This is a genomic window from Bradyrhizobium sp. UFLA05-109 (assembly GCF_054185165.1).
Window position 1 is genome coordinate 126,008 of the sequence record NZ_JBBIAR010000009.1, and the last position, 18,618, is coordinate 144,625.

Annotated in this window: 18 protein-coding genes; 7 read left to right on the forward strand and 11 right to left on the reverse strand. The window is 63.9% G+C overall.

Annotated elements, in window-relative coordinates:
• Window positions 1-5: 5 nt before the first annotated feature.
• Complete coding sequence (locus Q3C01_RS08765) at window positions 6-1,217, reverse strand: NnrS family protein (protein WP_458144919.1); 1,212 nt, start codon at window positions 1,215-1,217, stop codon at window positions 6-8.
• A gap of 137 nt (window positions 1,218-1,354) precedes the next feature.
• On the opposite strand from Q3C01_RS08765, the gene Q3C01_RS08770 reads away from it, so the two are divergent.
• Complete coding sequence (locus Q3C01_RS08770) at window positions 1,355-2,068, forward strand: Crp/Fnr family transcriptional regulator (protein WP_458144920.1); 714 nt, start codon at window positions 1,355-1,357, stop codon at window positions 2,066-2,068.
• Here the strand turns inward: Q3C01_RS08770 and Q3C01_RS08775 are convergent, their stop codons facing one another.
• Window positions 2,069-2,266, reverse strand: coding sequence for a DUF1858 domain-containing protein (locus Q3C01_RS08775; RefSeq protein ID WP_458144921.1), 198 nt, complete (start codon window positions 2,264-2,266; stop codon window positions 2,069-2,071).
• Between the two features lie 96 nt (window positions 2,267-2,362).
• Window positions 2,363-3,715 (reverse strand): oxygen-independent coproporphyrinogen III oxidase, encoded by a 1,353-nt coding sequence (gene hemN, locus Q3C01_RS08780; protein ID WP_458144922.1) that lies wholly within the window; start codon window positions 3,713-3,715, stop codon window positions 2,363-2,365.
• 282 nt (window positions 3,716-3,997) lie between these two features.
• Between hemN and nirK the strand changes: the two genes are divergently transcribed.
• Together nirK and Q3C01_RS08790 are read left to right on the forward strand one after the other, a co-directional pair.
• Window positions 3,998-5,095 carry a copper-containing nitrite reductase gene (gene nirK / locus Q3C01_RS08785; protein WP_458144923.1) on the forward strand — a complete coding sequence of 366 codons (1,098 nt, stop codon included), beginning with the start codon at window positions 3,998-4,000 and terminating at the stop codon, window positions 5,093-5,095.
• Between the two features lie 50 nt (window positions 5,096-5,145).
• On the forward strand, window positions 5,146-6,024 hold the full coding sequence (locus tag Q3C01_RS08790; protein ID WP_458144924.1) for an SUMF1/EgtB/PvdO family nonheme iron enzyme: 879 nt from the start codon (window positions 5,146-5,148) through the stop codon (window positions 6,022-6,024).
• Between the two features lie 516 nt (window positions 6,025-6,540).
• On the opposite strand, the gene Q3C01_RS08795 is transcribed toward Q3C01_RS08790, so the two are convergent.
• The gene (locus Q3C01_RS08795; RefSeq protein ID WP_458144925.1) at window positions 6,541-7,191 is read right to left on the reverse strand and encodes a CoA transferase subunit B; all 651 of its coding nucleotides are present in this window, start codon (window positions 7,189-7,191) and stop codon (window positions 6,541-6,543) included.
• Window positions 7,192-7,263: 72 nt separating this feature from the next.
• A complete protein-coding gene (locus Q3C01_RS08800; protein WP_458144926.1) occupies window positions 7,264-7,971 on the reverse strand; it encodes a CoA transferase subunit A in 708 nt (235 codons plus the stop codon).
• 255 nt (window positions 7,972-8,226) lie between these two features.
• Here Q3C01_RS08800 and Q3C01_RS08805 point away from each other — a divergent pair, with 255 nt between their 5' ends.
• The 4 genes from Q3C01_RS08805 (at window position 8,227) to Q3C01_RS08820 (ending at window position 13,752) form a co-directional block, all read left to right on the forward strand.
• Window positions 8,227-10,185 carry an AsmA family protein gene (locus tag Q3C01_RS08805; protein WP_458144967.1) on the forward strand — a complete coding sequence of 653 codons (1,959 nt, stop codon included), beginning with the start codon at window positions 8,227-8,229 and terminating at the stop codon, window positions 10,183-10,185.
• A gap of 366 nt (window positions 10,186-10,551) precedes the next feature.
• Window positions 10,552-11,937 carry an ABC transporter substrate-binding protein gene (locus Q3C01_RS08810; RefSeq protein ID WP_458144927.1) on the forward strand — a complete coding sequence of 462 codons (1,386 nt, stop codon included), beginning with the start codon at window positions 10,552-10,554 and terminating at the stop codon, window positions 11,935-11,937.
• A gap of 94 nt (window positions 11,938-12,031) precedes the next feature.
• Window positions 12,032-12,904 carry a carbohydrate ABC transporter permease gene (locus tag Q3C01_RS08815; RefSeq protein ID WP_458144928.1) on the forward strand — a complete coding sequence of 291 codons (873 nt, stop codon included), beginning with the start codon at window positions 12,032-12,034 and terminating at the stop codon, window positions 12,902-12,904.
• The gene (locus tag Q3C01_RS08820) at window positions 12,901-13,752 is read left to right on the forward strand and encodes a carbohydrate ABC transporter permease (protein ID WP_458144929.1); all 852 of its coding nucleotides are present in this window, start codon (window positions 12,901-12,903) and stop codon (window positions 13,750-13,752) included. Before Q3C01_RS08815 ends, Q3C01_RS08820 begins: the two co-directional genes overlap by 4 nt.
• Here Q3C01_RS08820 and Q3C01_RS08825 read toward each other — a convergent pair.
• From Q3C01_RS08825 to Q3C01_RS08850, 6 genes are all read right to left on the reverse strand, one after another.
• Complete coding sequence (locus Q3C01_RS08825) at window positions 13,749-14,246, reverse strand: DUF6622 family protein (protein ID WP_458144930.1); 498 nt, start codon at window positions 14,244-14,246, stop codon at window positions 13,749-13,751. The two genes, Q3C01_RS08820 and Q3C01_RS08825, sit on opposite strands and share 4 nt — an antisense overlap.
• A 13-nt stretch (window positions 14,247-14,259) precedes the next feature.
• Complete coding sequence (locus tag Q3C01_RS08830; RefSeq protein WP_458144931.1) at window positions 14,260-15,072, reverse strand: ABC transporter permease; 813 nt, start codon at window positions 15,070-15,072, stop codon at window positions 14,260-14,262.
• Between the two features lies 1 nt (window position 15,073).
• A complete protein-coding gene (locus tag Q3C01_RS08835) occupies window positions 15,074-15,985 on the reverse strand; it encodes an ABC transporter permease (RefSeq protein ID WP_458144932.1) in 912 nt (303 codons plus the stop codon).
• Window positions 15,982-17,151 (reverse strand): ABC transporter ATP-binding protein, encoded by a 1,170-nt coding sequence (locus Q3C01_RS08840; RefSeq protein ID WP_458144933.1) that lies wholly within the window; start codon window positions 17,149-17,151, stop codon window positions 15,982-15,984. Before Q3C01_RS08840 ends, Q3C01_RS08835 begins: the two co-directional genes overlap by 4 nt.
• Before the next feature lie 116 nt (window positions 17,152-17,267).
• The gene (locus Q3C01_RS08845; protein WP_458144934.1) at window positions 17,268-18,020 is read right to left on the reverse strand and encodes a hypothetical protein; all 753 of its coding nucleotides are present in this window, start codon (window positions 18,018-18,020) and stop codon (window positions 17,268-17,270) included.
• A gap of 19 nt (window positions 18,021-18,039) precedes the next feature.
• Window positions 18,040-18,618, reverse strand: a complete 579-nt coding sequence (locus tag Q3C01_RS08850; protein WP_458144935.1) for a hypothetical protein — start codon at window positions 18,616-18,618, stop codon at window positions 18,040-18,042.

An 18,618-nucleotide genomic window follows, 5' to 3' on the forward strand; every position in this document is an offset into this window, starting at 1 on the left:
TGATCTCAGCGCGCCGCTACAGCCGCGCGCGGGATTGCCAGCGCGCGCCATTTGCTGCCGACGAGCAGCGGGCCAAACGCGATTGCAAAACCTGCGAACGCCGCGACCCAGCCGAATGCTGCAACGTGCAGCAGCACCTCGCCGTGCGCGGGCGAGACCACGGCACAGATGCGCGCCAGCGCTGCCACGATGATCGCGGCGTAGATCGCTTGCGTCGCGACGGAGGCCGTCAGCGCCTGCCCGGTGTGGCCGAGTGTTGCACGCGTCATCACCGCGAGCGTCATGGTGCCGGCCGCCCCCGCCATCCAGGCGTGGATGCCCGCGCTTGGCGGCAGCGCGCCGAAAGCGGCCGCCGCGTGCAGGAGGAAGCCGAGCGGCACGAAGGCGTAGCCGACATGCAGGATCAGCAGCAGCCGCTCGCGCGTGGTGCGGTCGCCGGCCCAGCGCGCAAGGCGCACGATGTGCAGCACACCGACAAGCGCCATTGCAACACCCGTAAGCGCACTCAGCGGGCTCGCGATCCAGCACAGCAGCGCCAGCGCGCTTAGGGCGATCACGACGCTGTCGAAGCGGCCGAACGGCACCGGCAGGCGGCCGGGATTCATCTTGACCAGCCAGTTCCGTGTGAAGCTCGGGATGATGCGCCCCCCGATCAGCGAGATAAGCAGCACGACCACGGCGATGCCGACGCGGATGCTGTAGTCCGCCGCGCCTTCGATATGCACCTCCAGATGGAACCCGACGTTGCCGGCGAGCAGCAACAACACCAGCATCACCACCGGCAGATTGCGCCAGTTTTTCCCGGCGGCGATCTCACGCAAGGCGGCGGCGACGACCAGCGCCAGGAAGGCGGCATCGACCGCAAGCGCAACGGCCCAGCCGAGCCCGGCCGAGCACGTCACCGCGATGCGGCCCGCAAGCCACACGATGACCAGGGCCGCCAGCGGCGTGCCCTGGATCGGCAGCCGTCCGGTCCAGTTCGGGATCGCCGTAAACAGGAACCCGGTGATTACAGCGGGCAGGAAGCCATAGAGCATCTCATGCACATGCCAGTCGCGCGGCGCGAACGCAGAACTCAGCGACAGCTCGCCATAGAACAGCGGCAGCCAGACCAGGATCGACGCGGCAGCCTGGATCGCGGCCAACAGGAAGAACGGGCGGAAGCTGTGCGCCAGCAGCGGCCAGCCTTGGTGGTTGCGGGTACGGGCGCCAGCCATATCGGTAAACTCCGGCTCAATCGGGCTTTGCACACAAAAATACCGGCGCCGGACCGGCATGTTTTGCGCTAACGCAAATTGCCGGCCGAATGGCGTGCGATCACAAAGTCCTGAAAGGTTCGCGCCATGGAGGCAGAATGGCCAAGGTCGACCCGTCACTGGTTGCGCATTTGCCGCTGTTTGCCGGCTTCACGAACGAGGAACTCGAGGAGATCCTGCGCGAGGCGCGCTCGTCGCGTCATCCGAAGAACAGTGCGGTCTTCGAGCAAGGCGAGGACGCGCATTCCTTCTTCCTGCTGCTGCATGGCCATGTCCGCGCCGCCAAAACCACGCCAACCGGCGAGCAGATCGTGGTGCGCTATGTGGCGCCCGGCGAGACTTTTGGGCTCGCGATGGCGATCGGGCTCACGCAATATCCGGCGACCGCGACCGCGGTCGACGACAGCGTCGTGCTGGCCTGGCCGACCGGCAGCTGGCCGCGGCTGGTCGAGAGGTTCCCCCCACTCGCGACCAACACGCTGCAGACCGTCGGCGCGCGCTTGCAGGAGAGCCACACCCGCGTGCTGGAAATGTCGACCCAGCAGGTCGAGCAGCGCGTCGCGCATGCGCTGCTGCGGCTTGCGAAGCAATCCGGCAAGAAGCTCGATCACGGCATCGAGATCGACTTCCCGATCAGCCGCCAGGACATCGCGCAGATGACCGGCACCACGCTGCACACCGTGAGCCGCATCCTGAGCGGCTGGGAAAGCCAGGGCCTCGTCGAAAGCGGCCGCCAGCGCATCATCCTGCGCGAGCCGCACAGGATCTTCGTGCTGGCGGAACAGAGCGCCGACGGCGGGTCGGCAGGTTGATCACGCCGGCACGCTCTCGCACAGCGCGGCCAGGAACTCTTCGCGATCGATACCATGCTCGCGGCAGGCATCGTCGACGGTGTGGAAGCAGCCGATCGGACAGCCGACGCACGCCATCCGGAATTCCAGGAACACGCGGATCGTGTGCGGCGCCGAGCGCATGATGTCGTCGACGAGATCGTCAGATCGGAAGGACATGGGCAACTCCGTTCCGATGCGACGATAGCGGCGCTGTCAATGCCCTCTTTGCTGAAGCGCAAGCTTGCACCAGTTCCTCGATGAGTGGGAGAGACCTCACACCGCCCGGCTGTGCAGCTGCTTGGCGGCGTCCAGATGCGCATCGAAGGCGGCAGCGACGCTGCGAACGAGGAAGCGGGAATCCCTGGCGACCGCGAGCCAGTCGCCGTCGAGCCTGACCACGCCATCGGAGATCAGCGTCTTCAGCCGCGGCGCGGATTGCAGCATGCTATCAGCTCTCGCGCCGTGGCGGGCGCAGATCGCGCCGAGATCGGCGCCGTAGTCGCACATGATGCGCTCGATGATGTCGGCGCGCAGCCGATCGTCGCCGGTCAGCGCGTAGCCCTTGACGGTTGCAAGGCGACCAGCCTCGATGGCCTTCGCATAGGTAACGATCGACACCTCGTTCTGGACATAGCCCTGCGATACATGGCCGATGGCGCTGGCGCCGAAGCCGAGCAGCACGTCACTCACATCGGTCGTGTAGCCCTGGAAATTACGCCGCAACGTCTTGCTCTCGAAAGCAAGCGCCATGGCATCGTCCGGCCGTGCGAAATGGTCGAGCCCGATCTGCACATAGCCTTCGTCCTTCAGCGCGTTGGCGATCGCGCAGGCCTGGTCGTGACGCGCCGGGCCGTCGGGCAGAAAAGCCTCGTCGATCTTGCGCTGGTGCTTCTTGAAGGTCGGCACATGGGCATAGCCGAACACCGAGAAACGGTCGGGCTCGAGCTCCAGGCTGCGCCGCACGGTGTCGAGACAGGAGGCGATGGTCTGGTGCGGCAATCCGTAGATCAGGTCAAAATTGACGCCCTTGATGCCGGCGCGCCTTAAGCTCCGGGTGACGGCGGCGGTCTGTTCGAAGCTCTGCACGCGGTTGATCGCAAGCTGCACGCGCGGATCAAAACTCTGCACGCCGAGGCTGGCGCGGTTGACGCCAGCAAGCGCCAGCGCGGCGGTCATCTCCGGCGTCAGCGCCCGCGGATCGATCTCGATCGCGATCTCGGCCGACGGCAGCACGAAGTACGCCTGCCGAATCGCCGCCATCAATTCCGTAAAAGCTTCGGGCGCCATGATCGTCGGCGTGCCGCCGCCGAAATGGATGTGCGCGACCTTGGTGCGGCGATCGATGGTGTCGGCCACCAGGTCGACCTCGCGGCGCAGCGTCTGCTGATAGGCGGCGATCAGATCGTCGCGGCGGGCGATCTGGGTATGGCAGCCGCAGTACCAGCACATCTTGCGGCAGAACGGCACGTGCAGATAGAGCGAAGCGCTGACATTGGTGGGAAGCTCGGCGAGCCATCGGCCGTAGGTGTCGGCGCCGACCGCGGGCGAGAAATGCGGAGCTGTCGGGTAGCTCGTATAGCGCGGCAGACGTTCGTCGCCATAGCTCGCCGCGAGATCCGCTCTCATGTCCTGATCCATCCTGATTCAAGGGTTTGCGGACGCAACATCCTCGCCCGTGGGCCTTGGCTTATCCCGGATTTGAGCCGCCGACCTTGCGCTTGCTCAAAGTGCGGCGATGACTTGAGCATGCGAATGAGTTGCTCGCAGCCGCCCTGCTCCGGTTACCGACCTAAGTACTGCTCCGGAGGCAAATCAGGCGAAAGATTGTCGCAGCGCAAACTCTCTTGCACCAGGAAGCGCAGAGTAGGTCCCGTCATCAAAAACCATCTCAGATGAAGGATGCTTCCGATGTTCACCCGCAGAGCCGCATTGATCAGCGCCGCCGCGACCGCCCTGATGCTGGCGACCCCCGCTTTCGCCGCCGACGATCTCAAGCTGCCGCGGCAGAAGGTCGAGCTGGTCGCACCGCCCTTCGTGCATGCACACGAGCAGGCCACCAAGCAGGCACCCAAGATCATGGAGTTCACGCTCACGATCCAGGAGAAGAAGGTCGTCATCGACGACAAGGGCACCACCTTCCAGGCTATGACCTTCAACGGATCGATGCCCGGGCCGCTGATGGTCGTGCATGAAGGCGACTATGTCGAGCTGACGCTGGTCAATCCCGCGACCAACTCCATGCCGCACAACATCGACTTCCATTCCGCGACCGGTGCGCTCGGTGGCGCCGAGCTGACGCTGGTCAACCCCGGCGAACAGGTCGTGCTGCGCTGGAAGGCAACCCGCACCGGTGTGTTCGTCTATCACTGCGCTCCGGGCGGCCCGATGATCCCCTGGCACGTCGTCTCCGGCATGAACGGCGCGGTGATGGTGCTGCCGCGCGACGGGCTGAACGACGGCAAGGGCCACGCGCTGAAATACGACAAGATCTACTACATCGGCGAGCAGGACATGTATGTGCCGCGCGACGAGAAGGGCAACTTCAAGTCCTATGACTCGCCGGGCGAGGCCTACACCGATACCGAGGAGGTGATGAAGAAGCTCACTCCGAGCCACGTCGTGTTCAACGGCAAGGTTGGCGCACTCACCGGCAAGAATGCCCTCACCGCCAATGTCGGCGAGAACGTGCTGATCGTGCACTCGCAAGCCAATCGCGACAGCCGCCCGCATCTGATCGGTGGCCATGGCGACTATGTCTGGGAGACCGGCAAGTTCAGTAACGCACCGGAGACCGGGCTCGAGACCTGGTTCATCCGCGGCGGCTCGGCGGGAGCGGCGATGTACAAGTTCCTGCAGCCCGGCATTTACGCCTATGTCACGCATAACCTGATCGAGGCCGCCGATCTCGGTGCCACCGCCCACTTCAAGATCGAAGGCAAGTGGAACGACGATCTGATGACCCAGGTGAAAGCGCCTGCGGACATCCCGCCTTCCGGCACCAACTAGCGACGAAGGGGCCGGTGATCACCGGCCCCTTCTTCTTTCGGGGGTTCACCATGCTGGTCGCATTCAAACTCAAGCTGGCGCTCGCCTGCCTCGCCGGATTCGCGACGCCGCTGGCCGTTGCGCCTCTGATGACTGATGTCGCCACGCACAGCGCGGCGAGCGTACCGGCGATCGTCGAGATCGCCGCCGGCAGTTTCAGCTATCGTGCCGCCGGCGATTTCACCCGCGCGGGCCAACAGGCGGAAGCGCCGCTGCGCAAGATACGCTTTGCAAGGCCGCTTGCGATCATGCAGCAGCAGGTGTCCTCCGCCGACTATCAGCTCTGCGCGAAGGACGGCGCGTGCCGCGCGCTCGACCGCGATGTCGTGGTCGCACCCGATCGCCCCGCAGTGCAGGTGAGCTGGCACGATGCGCAAGCCTATGCCGGCTGGCTGTCGCGCAAGACCGGCAGGAGCTGGCGCCTGCCGAGCGATGAGGAATGGGCCTTTGCCGCCGGCAGCAAGTTCAGGGATGATGGCTCGCCGGTCGACGCCGCCGATCCCGCGAAGCGCTGGATCAGCCGCTACGAGCGCGAATCCGAACGCGACCGGTCGGACTCCGCGACGCATCCGTTCGGCAAGTTTGGTCTGAATGAGCACGGCGTCTCAGATGTCGCCGGCAATGTCTGGGAATGGACCTCGACCTGCTTCGTGCGCGAGCGGGTCGACGAGAACGGCAATGCGGGCCGGCAGACCGTGAATTGCGGCGTGCGCGTCGCCGAAGGCGCTCACCGTGCCTACGTCACCGACTTCATCCGCGACGCCCGCGCCGGCGGCTGCGCCCAAGGCGTCCCGCCCGCCAATCTCGGCTTCCGCCTGGTGCGCGAGGAGACGTCGTGGGTGGCGAGCGTGTCGCAACGGCTCGGCAGGGCCTTGTCGGCGAGGTTGTAGCTATCCACGCGCGCTGCGTTGGGGGAGCGCCGTAGCCCGGATGGAGCGCAGCGCAATCCGGGATAAGTCCATCCACTTGCACGCGCCCCGGATTTCGCTTCGCTCCATCCGGGCTACGACGACGCTTCGTGTTGCGCTGGAAAATTGGAAGAGTTAGGCCCCTCCTCACTCTCTGGCGCCGTAGGGTGGGCAAAGCGAAGCGTGCCCACCATGGCCCCGCGATCGCAGAGAGATGGTGGGCACGGCGCTTCGCGCCTTTGCCCACCCTACAAACTGAGACGGGCGATCCAGCATTCCAGAGGCGGCGACGAATACGGATAAGCCGCGGCGTACTGGATTCCCCGCTTGCCGCCTTCGCTAAAGCTTCGGCGGGCCAAGACCTCACGCCTCGGCGAAGCCTTGGCGTAGCCGGGTCGCGGGGAATGACGGCGGTGACGTGGACGTGGAACCGCGCCAATGACGCAAAACGAAAATGGCCGGGACGAGCCCGGCCACGGCAACGATCAAATTCGACGCTCAGCTATTCTTCAGCGCGACACGAAACTCGGCTTCGGTCTTGGACTTGACCTCATCGAGCGTGACGCCGTCGGCGAGCTCGATCAGGGCCATGCCGCCGTCGCCGTGCTTGTCGATGGTGAAGACGGCGAGATCGGTGACGACCATGTCGACCACGCGCTCGCCGGTCAGCGGCAGGGTGCAGCTCTTCAGGAGCTTCGCGCCGTCCTTGGCGGAATGCTCCATCACCACCACGACGCGCTTGACGCCGGCGACGAGGTCCATCGCGCCGCCCATGCCCTTGACCATCTTGCCGGGGATCATCCAGTTGGCGAGGTCGCCGTTCTGGGCCACCTGCATGGCGCCGAGGATCGACAGGTCCATGTGGCCGCCGCGGATCATGCCGAAGGAATCGGCGCTCGAGAAATAGCTGGTCGACGGCAGCTCGCTCACGGTCTGCTTGCCGGCGTTGATGAGGTCGGCGTCCTCTTCACCTTCATAGGGGAACGGGCCCATGCCGAGCATGCCGTTCTCGCTCTGGAGGCTGACGTCCATGCCGTCGGGGATGTAGTTCGATACCAGCGTCGGGATGCCGATGCCGAGGTTGACGTAGTAGCCGTCACGCAATTCTTTTGCGGCGCGCGCGGCCATCTGTTCACGGGTCCAGGCCATCTTATTCTCCTGTAGTCCTTAGTTGCGCATGATCTTGCCGGAAAAGCGGTGTCCACTTTTCCGGATATGCGCTCAAGCTGCCGGGCGCGGGCGGGTGTTGCGGAATTCGATGCGCTTGTTGGCGGTGCCGACCTCGACGATGCGCTTCACGAAAAGACCAGGCGTGTGGATGTGGTCGGGATTGAGTTCACCGGCCGGAACCAGATGCTCGACCTCGGCCACCGTGATCTTCGCGGCGGTCGCCATCATCGGGTTAAAGTTGCGCGCGGTCTTGCGGTAGATGAGGTTGCCGGCAGTGTCGCCCTTCCAGGCGTGGACGATGGCGAGGTCGGCGAACAGGCCGCGCTCCATCAGGTACTTCTGGCCGTCGAACTCCTTCACTTCCTTGCCTTCGGCGATCAGCGTGCCGACGCCGGTCTTGGTGTAGAAGGCCGGGATGCCCGCGCCGCCGGCGCGGATGCGCTCGGCGAGCGTGCCTTGCGGGTTGAATTCGAGTTCCAGCTCGCCCGCGAGATATTGCTGGGCGAACAGCTTGTTCTCGCCGACATAGGACGAGATCATCTTCTTGATCTGCCGGGTTTCCAGCAGGCGGCTGAGCCCGATGCCGTCGACGCCGGCATTGTTGGAGACCACCGTCAGGCCCTTGACGCCGGAGTCGCGGATCGCGTCCGAGAGCGCCTCGGCGATGCCGCAGAGGCCGAAACCGCCCGACATGATCATCATGCCGTCCTTGAGAATGCCATCGAGAGCCGACTTGGCGTCGGGATAGACCTTGTTCATGCGGAAAACCTTGGGGTGTGGGGCGTTAAGCCCGTTGTTGCTTGGATTATTAGGCGAAATGATCTTGAGCCGTCAATGATACGGGGTTTCCGGCGCGCGGGCGCGATGATAGAGGCTGCCCGTGCGGTGGGGGTAACCGCCTCCGCGGCCTTGAAAGCGACAAGAAAACCCATCAAATTGCGGGACTTGTACGTGGGGCGCGTGAGGCTCCCGGCTCGTCCCCGACAGCAACCCGATCAGGATATGCCATTGACGATGGCCCAAGGAATGAAGCGCCTGGGGACGCCGATTGCGGCGCTGCTCGGCATCGTGCTGATCGTCCTGGTTGGGACCTCCTGGCTGATCAACCGCGAGGCGCTGCGCAAGGCGGTGGAGGGCCAGATCCGTGCCGTCACCGGCCTCGAGCTCAATGTCGCTGGCGCCATCGACATCTCGGTGCTGCCGGCGAGCTACATTTCCTTCCATGACGTCAGCCTGAGGGGCCCCGGCGGGGACAGCGATCCTGCTCTGCGTGTCGACGTCCTCACCGCGAATCTGCGGCTGCTGCCCCTCCTGCTCCAGCGCTTCGAGATCGCCGACCTGATGCTGCTGCGGCCGCATATCCACGTCAGCCTCGAAGCCAATGGCGACAGCAACTGGACACCCTTCATCCAGACCATCGCGCGCACCATGAAGCCGGGCGCCGACAACCAGGTGTCGTTCTCCGAGATCCGGGTCCAGGACGGCGTGCTCGACTACGAGGACATGGCCAGCCACGGCACCGAAAAGTTCGAGGACATCGACCTGTCGCTGGCCTGGCCCTCGATCTCGCGTTCCTTTGCCGCCACCGGACAATTCGACTGGCGCGGCGAACGCGTCGACGGCTCGATCAGCTTCTCCGATTTCGTCGCGGCGCTCTCCGGCGACCGCTCGGGCCTGAAGGCGCGGATCACCAGCCCGCCCCTCAAGGTCGCCTTCGATGGCAGCGTCGCCAACCGCAGCAGCGCGATGATGGAAGGCACGCTCACCATCGACAGCCCGTCCCTGCGCAACGCGCTGCGCTGGACCGGCCAGCCGCAGCCGGGCAGCGGCGGCTTCGGCCGCTTCGCGCTCAAGGCGCGCGCCAATGTGGTTGGCGCCTCGATCGCGCTCACCAACGTCAATGTCGAGCTCGACGGCAACGTCGCCGAAGGCGTGATGACCTACGCCAATAACGGCCGGCAGACGCTGCAGGCAACGCTCGCCGCCGACGCGCTCGACTTCACGCCCTACATCTCGACCTTCCGCCTGCTCGCCAGCGGTGCACGCGACTGGAACAGGCAGCTGTTCGACCTCAACGGCCTGTCGACCACCGATCTCGACATGCGCCTGTCGGCGGCGCGGCTGACGGTCGGACCGTCGAGACTCGGCCGCACCGCCATCGGCGCGAATTTGCGCAATGGCACGCTGGCGCTCTCGGTCGGTGAGGCGCAGGTCTATGGCGGCATTGCCAGGGGCTCGTTCGGCATCGCGCGCTCCGACACGGTCGCCGACGTCAAGGCGCAATTCCAGTTCATCGACGTCGATTTGCAGGCCTGCACCTCCGAGCTGTTCGGCATCAACAAGCTGTCCGGCCGCGGCAACATCAACGTGTCGCTGGTCGCCTCCGGCTCGAGCCCGTTCGGCCTCATGCAATCGCTCGACGGCACCGCCTCGGTGACCGGGCACGATGGCGCGATCTCCGGCTTCAACGCCGAGCAGCTGTTGAAGCGGCTGGAGCGACGGCCGCTGTCGGGCGGCGGCAATTTCCGGAGTGGCTCGACGCCCTACAACAACATGACGTTGTCGGTGAAATTCGCCGACGGCATCGCGACCGCCGACGACATCCACATCGAGGGACCGACGGCGAAGATCACGCTGACCGGCACCGCCTCGGTGCCGACGCGCGAATACGACATGAAGGGCGTGGCGAGCCTGAACGGCGCGTCCGGCTTCGAGCTGCCCTTCGTGGTGCAGGGGCCCTGGGACGATCCGCTGATCTTCCCCGATCCGGAGAGCCTGATCCGCCGCTCGCCGGCGTCCGCGCCGCTGCTCGAATCCGTGCGCAATCCGAAGACGCGCGACGCCGTGCGCTCGGTGCTCGAGCGCTTCACCGGCGCCAAACCCGCCGCACCCGATGCCGCGGCCGCACCGACCACGGAGAACGCGAAGGAAAGCGCCAAGGACGGCGCCAAGGACGGCGCCAAGTCGAACTAGTTCTACTGCGTCACTAGCACTCCTTTCCTCATCCTGAGGAGCGCGGAACGCGCGTCTCGAAGGATGGCCGCGGGTAAGATCCGGGCCTTCATGGTTCGCCCGGCGATGCGCAGCATGGTCCGGAGACGCGCTCCGCGCTCCTCACCATGAGGGTCTTCGCAGCAAGATCGGCGGCGCGCAACCGACGCAGCGCGAATTGATTGCCGTGAATTGATGCGTCGATTGGATCGATGCGCGACGTTAAGACTGTTCGCGACCAAATCCCCCTCGACCTAGGTCTGACAAGATGCCGCTAGATCGGCCCCCGCCCATGCGCTAGTGTTTTCGCCGACCGGTTAAAACACCGGCGACTTGAGGGAGAAAAACGTGAAATCAAGGGTTATTGGCGCATTTTCACTTGCGGTTGCTGCGGTCGGGCTGTTCGCCGTTACTGCACCCGCATTTGCCCAGCAGAAGACCATCACGGTCTGGTGGGGCAAGGGATTTTATAAATCTGAAGACGACGCGCTGCTCGACACGATCAAGAAATTCGAGGCGAAGACCGGCATCAAGGTCGAATTGTCGCAGTATGCGATCCAGGACATGATTCCGAAGACGGTGGCCGCGCTCGATGCCGGCACCGTGCCGGATGTCGCCTATTCCGACACTTATGATGTGCAGGCGCAGGGCAAGTGGGCCTATGAGGGCAAGCTCGAGGACCTCTCGGACGTCATGACGCCGATCCAGGACCGGTTCGCGCCGAACACGCTGGAAGCGTCGAAGCTCTATGACGACGTCGCCAAGAAGAGATCCTATTACGGCTTTCCGCTGAAGCAGCAGAGCATGCACGTCCAGATCTGGAACGACATGCTCGAGAAGGCGGGCTTCAAGCAAAGCGACATTCCCAACGACTGGAGCGGCTATTGGACGTTCTGGTGCGACAAGGTGCAGCCGGCGATCCGCAAGGCGACCGGCCAGCGCATCTATGCGGTTGGCCAGCCGATGGGCGTGGAATCGACCGACGCGTTCCAGTCGTTCTACACCTTCATGGACGCCTATCACGTCAAGCTGGTCGACGACGAGGGCAAGCTGCTGGTCGACGACCCCAAGGTTCGCGACGGCCTGATCCACGCGCTGAAGGACTACACCGACACCTACATCAAGGGCTGCACACCGCCCTCGTCCACGACCTGGAAGGATCCGGACAACAACGTCGCCTTCCACAACAAGACGATCGTGATGACGCACAACTTCACGATCTCGATCGCGGCGAAGTGGTACGAGGACTCCCAGAACCAGGCGCTCACTCAGGAGCAGCGCGACGCCGGCAAGAAGGCCTATGAGCAGGACATCATCACCGCGTCCTTCCCCAAGGCGCCTGATGGTTCGACCATCCGCTACCGCTCCGACGTCAAGACCGGGCTGATCTTCAGCGCGGCCAAGAACAAGGCCGAGGCCAAGCAGTTCATCAGCTTCCTGCTCCAGGAAGACAACGTCCGGCCCTACATCGAGGGTGCGCTCGGCCGCTGGTTCCCGGTGACGAAGGAAAGTCAGGCAAGCCCGTTCTGGCAAGCCGACAAGCATCGCAAGGCGGTCTACAACCAGTTCATGGGCGGCACCGCGCCGTTCGATTTCACCAAGAACTGGAAGTTCACGATCCTCAATAACGAGAACGTCTGGGCCAAGGCGATGAACCGGGTGGTGAGCGAGAAGGTCCCGGTGGACAAGGCCGTCGACGAGCTCATTGTCCGCATCAAGCAGGTTGCGGGTTAAACCGTTTTCCCCTCTCCCCACCCCGCGGGGAGAGGTGTAAGAACATTACCGGCCGCATTTTGCGGCCGGTAACTCGTTGAAGAGTTCGAAAAGAATGGCGATCACGCTCTCTGGCGATCAAGCGGTAGCTTCGCCGCCCCTGTCGGCGCGGCTGACCCCGGCACAGGTCTGGGGCATCGTGCTGCTCGCGCCCTATTTCCTGGTCTTCCTGGCCTTCGTCGTCTACCCCGTCTGTTACGGGCTGTGGCTGGCGCGCCATCCCGCGAGCTACGTCGCACTCTACAATGACCCGATCTTCGCGCGCGCCGCGGTCAACACGCTGATCTTCCTGGTCATCGGCATCAACATCAAGATGCTGATCGCGCTGTTCCTGTCCGGCTTCTTCGCCCAGCAGCGCACCTGGATCAAATGGCTCTCGGTGATCTTCATCCTGCCCTGGGCGGTGCCGTCGATCCCGACCATCCTGTCGGTGCGCTTCATGCTCAATCCCGAATGGGGCATGGTCAACCACATCATCTTCAGCCTCACCGGCGATGACGGCCCGAACTGGCTGAACGATCCGACCGTCGCGCTGACCATGGCGATCGCCGTGCACATCTGGAAATCGCTGCCGTTCTGGACGCTGATCCTGATCACCGGACGCCTTGCGATCTCGCACGATCTGTTCGAGGCCGCCGAGGTCGACGGCGCGAGCTGGTGGCAGAAATTCCGCTACATCACCTGGCCGTCGATGCAGACGCTCTACATCACCTGCACGCTGCTCTCGATGATCTGGACGCTCGGCGACTTCAACAGCGTCTACCTCCTGACCGGCGGCGGCCCGGCCGACCTCACGCATGTGCTGTCGACGCTCGGCATTCGCTATCTCCGGCTCGACCAGCTCTCGCTCGCGATGGCCTCCATCGTCTGCGCGATGCCGTTCGTCCTGCCGCTCGTGTACTTCATGATGAAACGGTTGTCGCGATGAAGCTCCCTACCTTGCGCGAAGTCGCGACCGAAGCAAAGTTGCTGCTGATCGGAATCCCGGTGTTCATCTGGACGATGGTGCCGATCTATCACATGTTCCTGTTTGCGATCTCGCCGAAGGAGGACGCGTTCTCGGGCAAGCTGTGGCCAGACCATCCGACGCTGCACAACTTCTCGATCGTGTTCAACCAGCAGCACTATTTCCTGCGCGACTTCTATGTCCAGTTCTGGAATTCGGTGGTGATCGCGGCGGCCGTCGGCGCGCTGACGCTGTTCATAGCAACCGCGGCCGCGTTCTCGATCTCGCGGCTCAAGGTACCCGGCGGGCGCGTGGTGATGAACCTCGCACTCTTCACCTATTTCATTCCGGCGGCGTTCCTCGCCGTGCCGATGTACCGGACCATGGGCAATTACGGCCTCCTCAACAATCACTGGTCGCTGATTCTTGCGATGGTCACGATCGCCTCGCCCTACGCGATCTGGGTCTTGAAGCAGGCATCCGACAAGCTGCCGGTCGAGCTTGATGAGGCCGCAGTGATGGACGGTGCCACCACGCTGCAGATCTTCCGCCTGGTCTATCTGCCCCTGATGATGCCCTCGCTGGTCGCGATCGGCACCTACGCGGTGCTGCTGGCCTGGAATGAATATCTCTACGCGTTCCTGCTGCTGTCGAACGACCGCGAGATCACCCTCCCCGTCGCGCTCGGCAACTTCCTCGCCGCCGACGATTCACCGTGGGAGCTGTTGATGACGACCGGCTTCATCTACGCGCTGCCGCCGGCCGCGATCTACTACGCCTTCCGCCGCTACATGGTGGGCGGACTCACCGCAGGCGCGGTGAAGTCCTAGTCTTCCGCGCGCTTCCTGCGATAGGCAACCAGGAGCGCGATCGTCGAGCCGATGAAATAGCCCGCGGTTGCGCCCGAGATGGCGCGGCCGACGATGATCGCGAGCGCGCGGTCACCGGCGTCGATCGCCGAAATCACACCGACCGTGTATTGCAGGCCGAATACGATGAGGTTGCGGACCAGGCCAAACGCGCTGCCCGGCCGGATGATCTCTCCGCTCTTGTGATCCACCTCGAACGGGCGCGGCGTCAGGATGCCGAGCGGCAGCAGCGCCAGCGCCGCCGCAATCCACGCAACGAGCGGCCAGGCGCTGTCCTGATGCCCGAAGCCGATCCGCGAGACGCCCCAGACGATGAACACGACCGGTACGATCAGGGCGCGCCAGATCGACGTCGTGCGCGGCTGCATGGCCTTGATGCCCTGCCACACCAGGAAGGCGAGCAGCGCAAACACCCAGACCGGGGTATGGATCAGGATCTGATAGACGAAGGTCATGATTATTCCCTGCTCAAAGCGGCGCCGCACTCTCGCCTTGCGAGCTCGACAGCTTTGAGGCGAGCGAGGCGATGACGATGACGATTGCGATCAGGCCTATCACCAGCGTGCAGATCGCATTGATCTCGGGCTTCACCCCGAGCCGCACCTCGGAATAGATCCGGATCGGCAGCGTCGCCGAGCCGGGTCCAGTGGTGAAGCTCGCGATCACGAGATCGTCGAGCGACAGCGTGAAGGCCAGCATCCAGCCGGCAATGATACTGGGCGCGATCAGCGGCAGCGTGACCAGAAGGAAGGCGCGGACGGGAGCGCAGCCGAGATCCATGGCCGCCTCCTCGAGCGACCGGTCGAGCGAGCCGAGGCGCGACTGCACCACGACGGCGACGAAGCACATCGTCAGCGTGGTGTGCGCGATCGTCACGGTCCAGAAGCCGCGCTCCGCATTCAAGGCGACGAACAGCAGCAAGAGCGACAGGCCGGTGATCACCTCCGGCATCACCAGCGGCGCATAGAGCATGCCGGAGAACAGCATGCGGCCGCGAAATCCTTCGCCGCGCGACAGCGCCACCGCGGCCATTGTTCCAAGCACGGTCGCAATGCTGGCCGAAGCGACCGCGACGCGCAGGCTCATCCAGGCCGCCTCGATCATGGCGCTGTCGTTGAAGAACTCGCGGTACCAGCGCAAAGACCAGCCGCCCCACACCGTCACCAGCCGCGAGGCATTGAAGGAATAGATGACGAGGATGAGGATCGGCAGATAAAGGAACGCCAGCCCGAGCGCGAGCGAGGCGACGTTGAAGCGGGAGAGGCGAGCGGCTTTACGCATCTCACCGCTCCTCCAACTGCCGCCGCTGGAGCCGCTCGTAGAGCAACAGCGGTGCGAGCAGCACGACCAGCAGGATGATGGCAGCCGCGGACGCGACCGGCCAGTCCTTGTTGGTGAAGAATTCCAGCCACAGTGTCTGGCCGATCATCAGCGAGTTGGAGCCGGCCAAGAGATCCGGGATGACGAACTCGCCGACGATCGGAATGAAGCAGAGCAGCACGCCGGCGCCGACGCCGGGCAGCGACAGCGGAAAGGTGACGAGCCAGAATACCGCCCCCGGCGGCGCGCCGAGATCGGCGGCGGCCTCCTCCAGCGCCGGCTCCATCTTGGCCAGCGTCGCATAGAGCGGCAGGATCATGAACGGCAAATAGGAATAGACGATGCCGAGATACATCGCGCTGTCGGTGGAGAGCCACACCACCGGCTGGCTGACGAGATGCAGCGCGAGCAGGATCTGATTGAGCAGGCCGTCGTGCTGCAAGATGTTGATCCAGGCATAGATGCGGATCAGGAACGAGGTCCAGAACGGCACGATCACCAGCACCATCGCCACCGCCTGCCAGCGCGTCGGCAGCCGCGCCATGCCATAGGCGATGGGATAGCCGATCAGAAGCAGGATCGCGGTGGCCGTGATCGCGACGGAGAGGCTGTGCACATAGGCGAATACGTAGAGATCGTCGGAGACCAGCAGCTTGAAATTGTCGATCGACAGCGCGCCGAAGGCGGCCTTGATCGCCGCCCATCCAGCCGTCAGGTCGAACACTGGTTCATAAGGCGGCTGCGCGATTGCCGTCTGTGACAGGCTGATCTTCAGCACGAAGCCGAACGGCACCAGGAAGAACAGCGCCATCCAGAGGTAGGGCGCGATCGCGGCGAAGCGCGCGGGCCGCGCAAAGATTCGGCGTGCGCTCATTGCTCCAGCACCACGCAATCATTGGACGTGAACCAGGCCACCACGCGCTGATTCACGCTGTACGCATCGGTGTCGCGGCGCGCGGTATTTGCGATCGCGGACCGCACCGTGCCACCTGCATCGAGCTTCACCTTGTAGGCGGTGCTGCCGCCGAGATAGCAGACGTCGCTGACGGTGCCTTCCAGCCGGTTGATCGCCGGCCCCTGGTCCGCATCACCGCCGAGCCCACGGCGCGAAAGCTTGACCTTCTCGGGACGGATCGCGACGGTCAGGTTAGACTTGCCGAGCGGCGCGCTCGGCTCAGCCACCACGAGTGCTCCGGCATCGCGAGTCGCAATCATCAGGCGATGCGCCTCACGCGACTGCAGCTCGCCCTCGAACAGGTTGATGTCGCCGACGAACTGGGCGATCCAGCGCGAACGCGGAGCTTCATAGAGCTCGCGCGGCGATGCGACCTGGACGAGCCTGCCGGCGTCCATGACGCCGATTCTCGTCGCCATCGTCATCGCCTCCTCCTGATCGTGGGTGACGATGATGAAAGTCATGCCGAGCCGGCGTTGCAGCTCCATCAGCTCTGCTTGCGTGCTCTCGCGCAATTTCTTGTCGAGCGCGGCCAGCGGCTCGTCGAGCAGAAGGAGTTGAGGCCGGCGCGCCAGCGCACGCGCCAGCGCGACGCGCTGCCGCTGGCCGCCGGAGAGCTGGTCCGGTTTGCGCTTCTCCATTCCCTCCAGCTTCACCATCGCGACCATCTCGGCCACGCGCGTGGCGATATCGGCGCGCGCCATGCCGGCGCGCTTCAGGCCGAACGCGATGTTGTCGCGCACAGACAGATGCGGAAACAGCGCGTAGCTCTGGAACATCATGTTGACGGGCCGCTCATGCGGCAGCGCCTGCGCGATGTCGTTGCCACCGAGCAAGACGCGCCCTTCGTCCGGCGCCTCGAAACCGGCCAGCATGCGGAGCAGCGTGGTCTTGCCGCAGCCGGAGGGACCGAGCAGCGCAAAGAACTCGCCGGCCCCGATGTCGAGCGACACGCCGTCGACCGCGCGGAAGGCGCCGAAATTCTTCACCACGCCGTCAATGCGCAGCAGCGAACGCTCTGTCGCCGGATGCGCGCCTGGCCTGGCCGCGGCGGCCGCCTTGATCCCCTCGAGTTCGTCAGCCATGTTCCCTGCCGGCCCCAATGCAGCCGCACGCTAGCGGCGGAACGCCGCCGGCTCAACCGGTTCGACGTGAACTATCCAAAATCAGCTTAGCTAGTAGCGTGCGATGATATTTCCGCTTATCTCTTGAGTGCATCTTCCTCGACCACGATGGCGCCGCGCGGTGAAATGCGCGCCAATCCTTGACCGCTATCGAACTCTATAAGGCGATGCTTGTGCAGCGGCGTCAGCACCTTGCCACGGAACACGCTGGCGTTCGAATACTCGATCCACCTGAGAAGATCGGCCACTGACACCCAACCACCGCTATGGTGCAGCAAAACAAGCACTTGATCCTTCGCACCCATCCTCGGATCGAGCACGCGTTTGATATCTCCTACGATCCAGATCAGGGGCGATTTTCGTTCTACCAAGGCATCGACTGTCTCCTGCGCTTCCTCGGTCGTAACGCCGTGGAAGATGCGCACAAGTTCGGCCATGATCCAACTTGCCATGGCCTGTACCGCCTCGGCGTCCATATGATTGGGATCAACATCGCCGCCGACATGCCCAACGCCACGGTTGTTGCGGATCTCATAGAGCACCGGCAAGAGCCGTGGAATGAGCACGCGCAGATTGCGGTCTCCGACACGGTTGGGATTAGCGGGCTCCTTCTCGAGCGCCTGACAAGCGATCAGCATGTTGCCGGGCTTGCTTGCCTTCACGGGAAAGCTGCCCTTAACGGCACCATTGATGATCGAGTATGCGGCCTCGCAGAACTTGCCTCCATTGAGCTCCGACGGCTCCCACCGCCGCTCCAGATAGTTGGATATGATCTTCTGGTAGCTGTTGAACAATTCGTCGCGTAGCGCCTGCGGCAGCGCCGCGAGCACGCGGGAAGGATCGATCATTTCACGCGCTTGCCCCCGCCACTTCCTTTACGAGAACGGCCCCACGCTTCACGCCGGGATTAGTGAGGGCGTACCCCTTGTTCTTGTCGCCGGTGAACTCAGGGCCCCTGTTCTTCAGATGCGCGGCATGGTTCGCTTGGTCGTAACACCCGATCGTCTCGCAGAATTGGCGGGCTGTTGCGTCGTCAAAAGTCCGGTCGCCACTAGAAGACAGGTACTTACCCAAACCAGTCAGAATGTAAGTGTTCAGCGTCTGCTCTTTCTTCGACCTGCCCGGCGCATTGAGCAAATCGAACGCGCCATCAGAGCCGAAATGGAATACTTGATCTAGCTCTTCGGCCGAGACGCTATTCTGCTTCATCCATTTGGAGCGGTGGGCGGGATGGTCACCATCCGCATCATCATAATATTCTTCTGCCGCATCTCCTCCCGCAGCGAGTTTGCGCTTCGGCGCCACAGTCTCGCCAAGGAACATCATTGCTGCATTGACGGTACGGTGGCGCTCTTCGGAGGAAAGTGGGGTCAGAGCGTCAATAATGCTGGTCAACGCTTTGGTGGCCGCGCCCTCAGTGTCTGACAT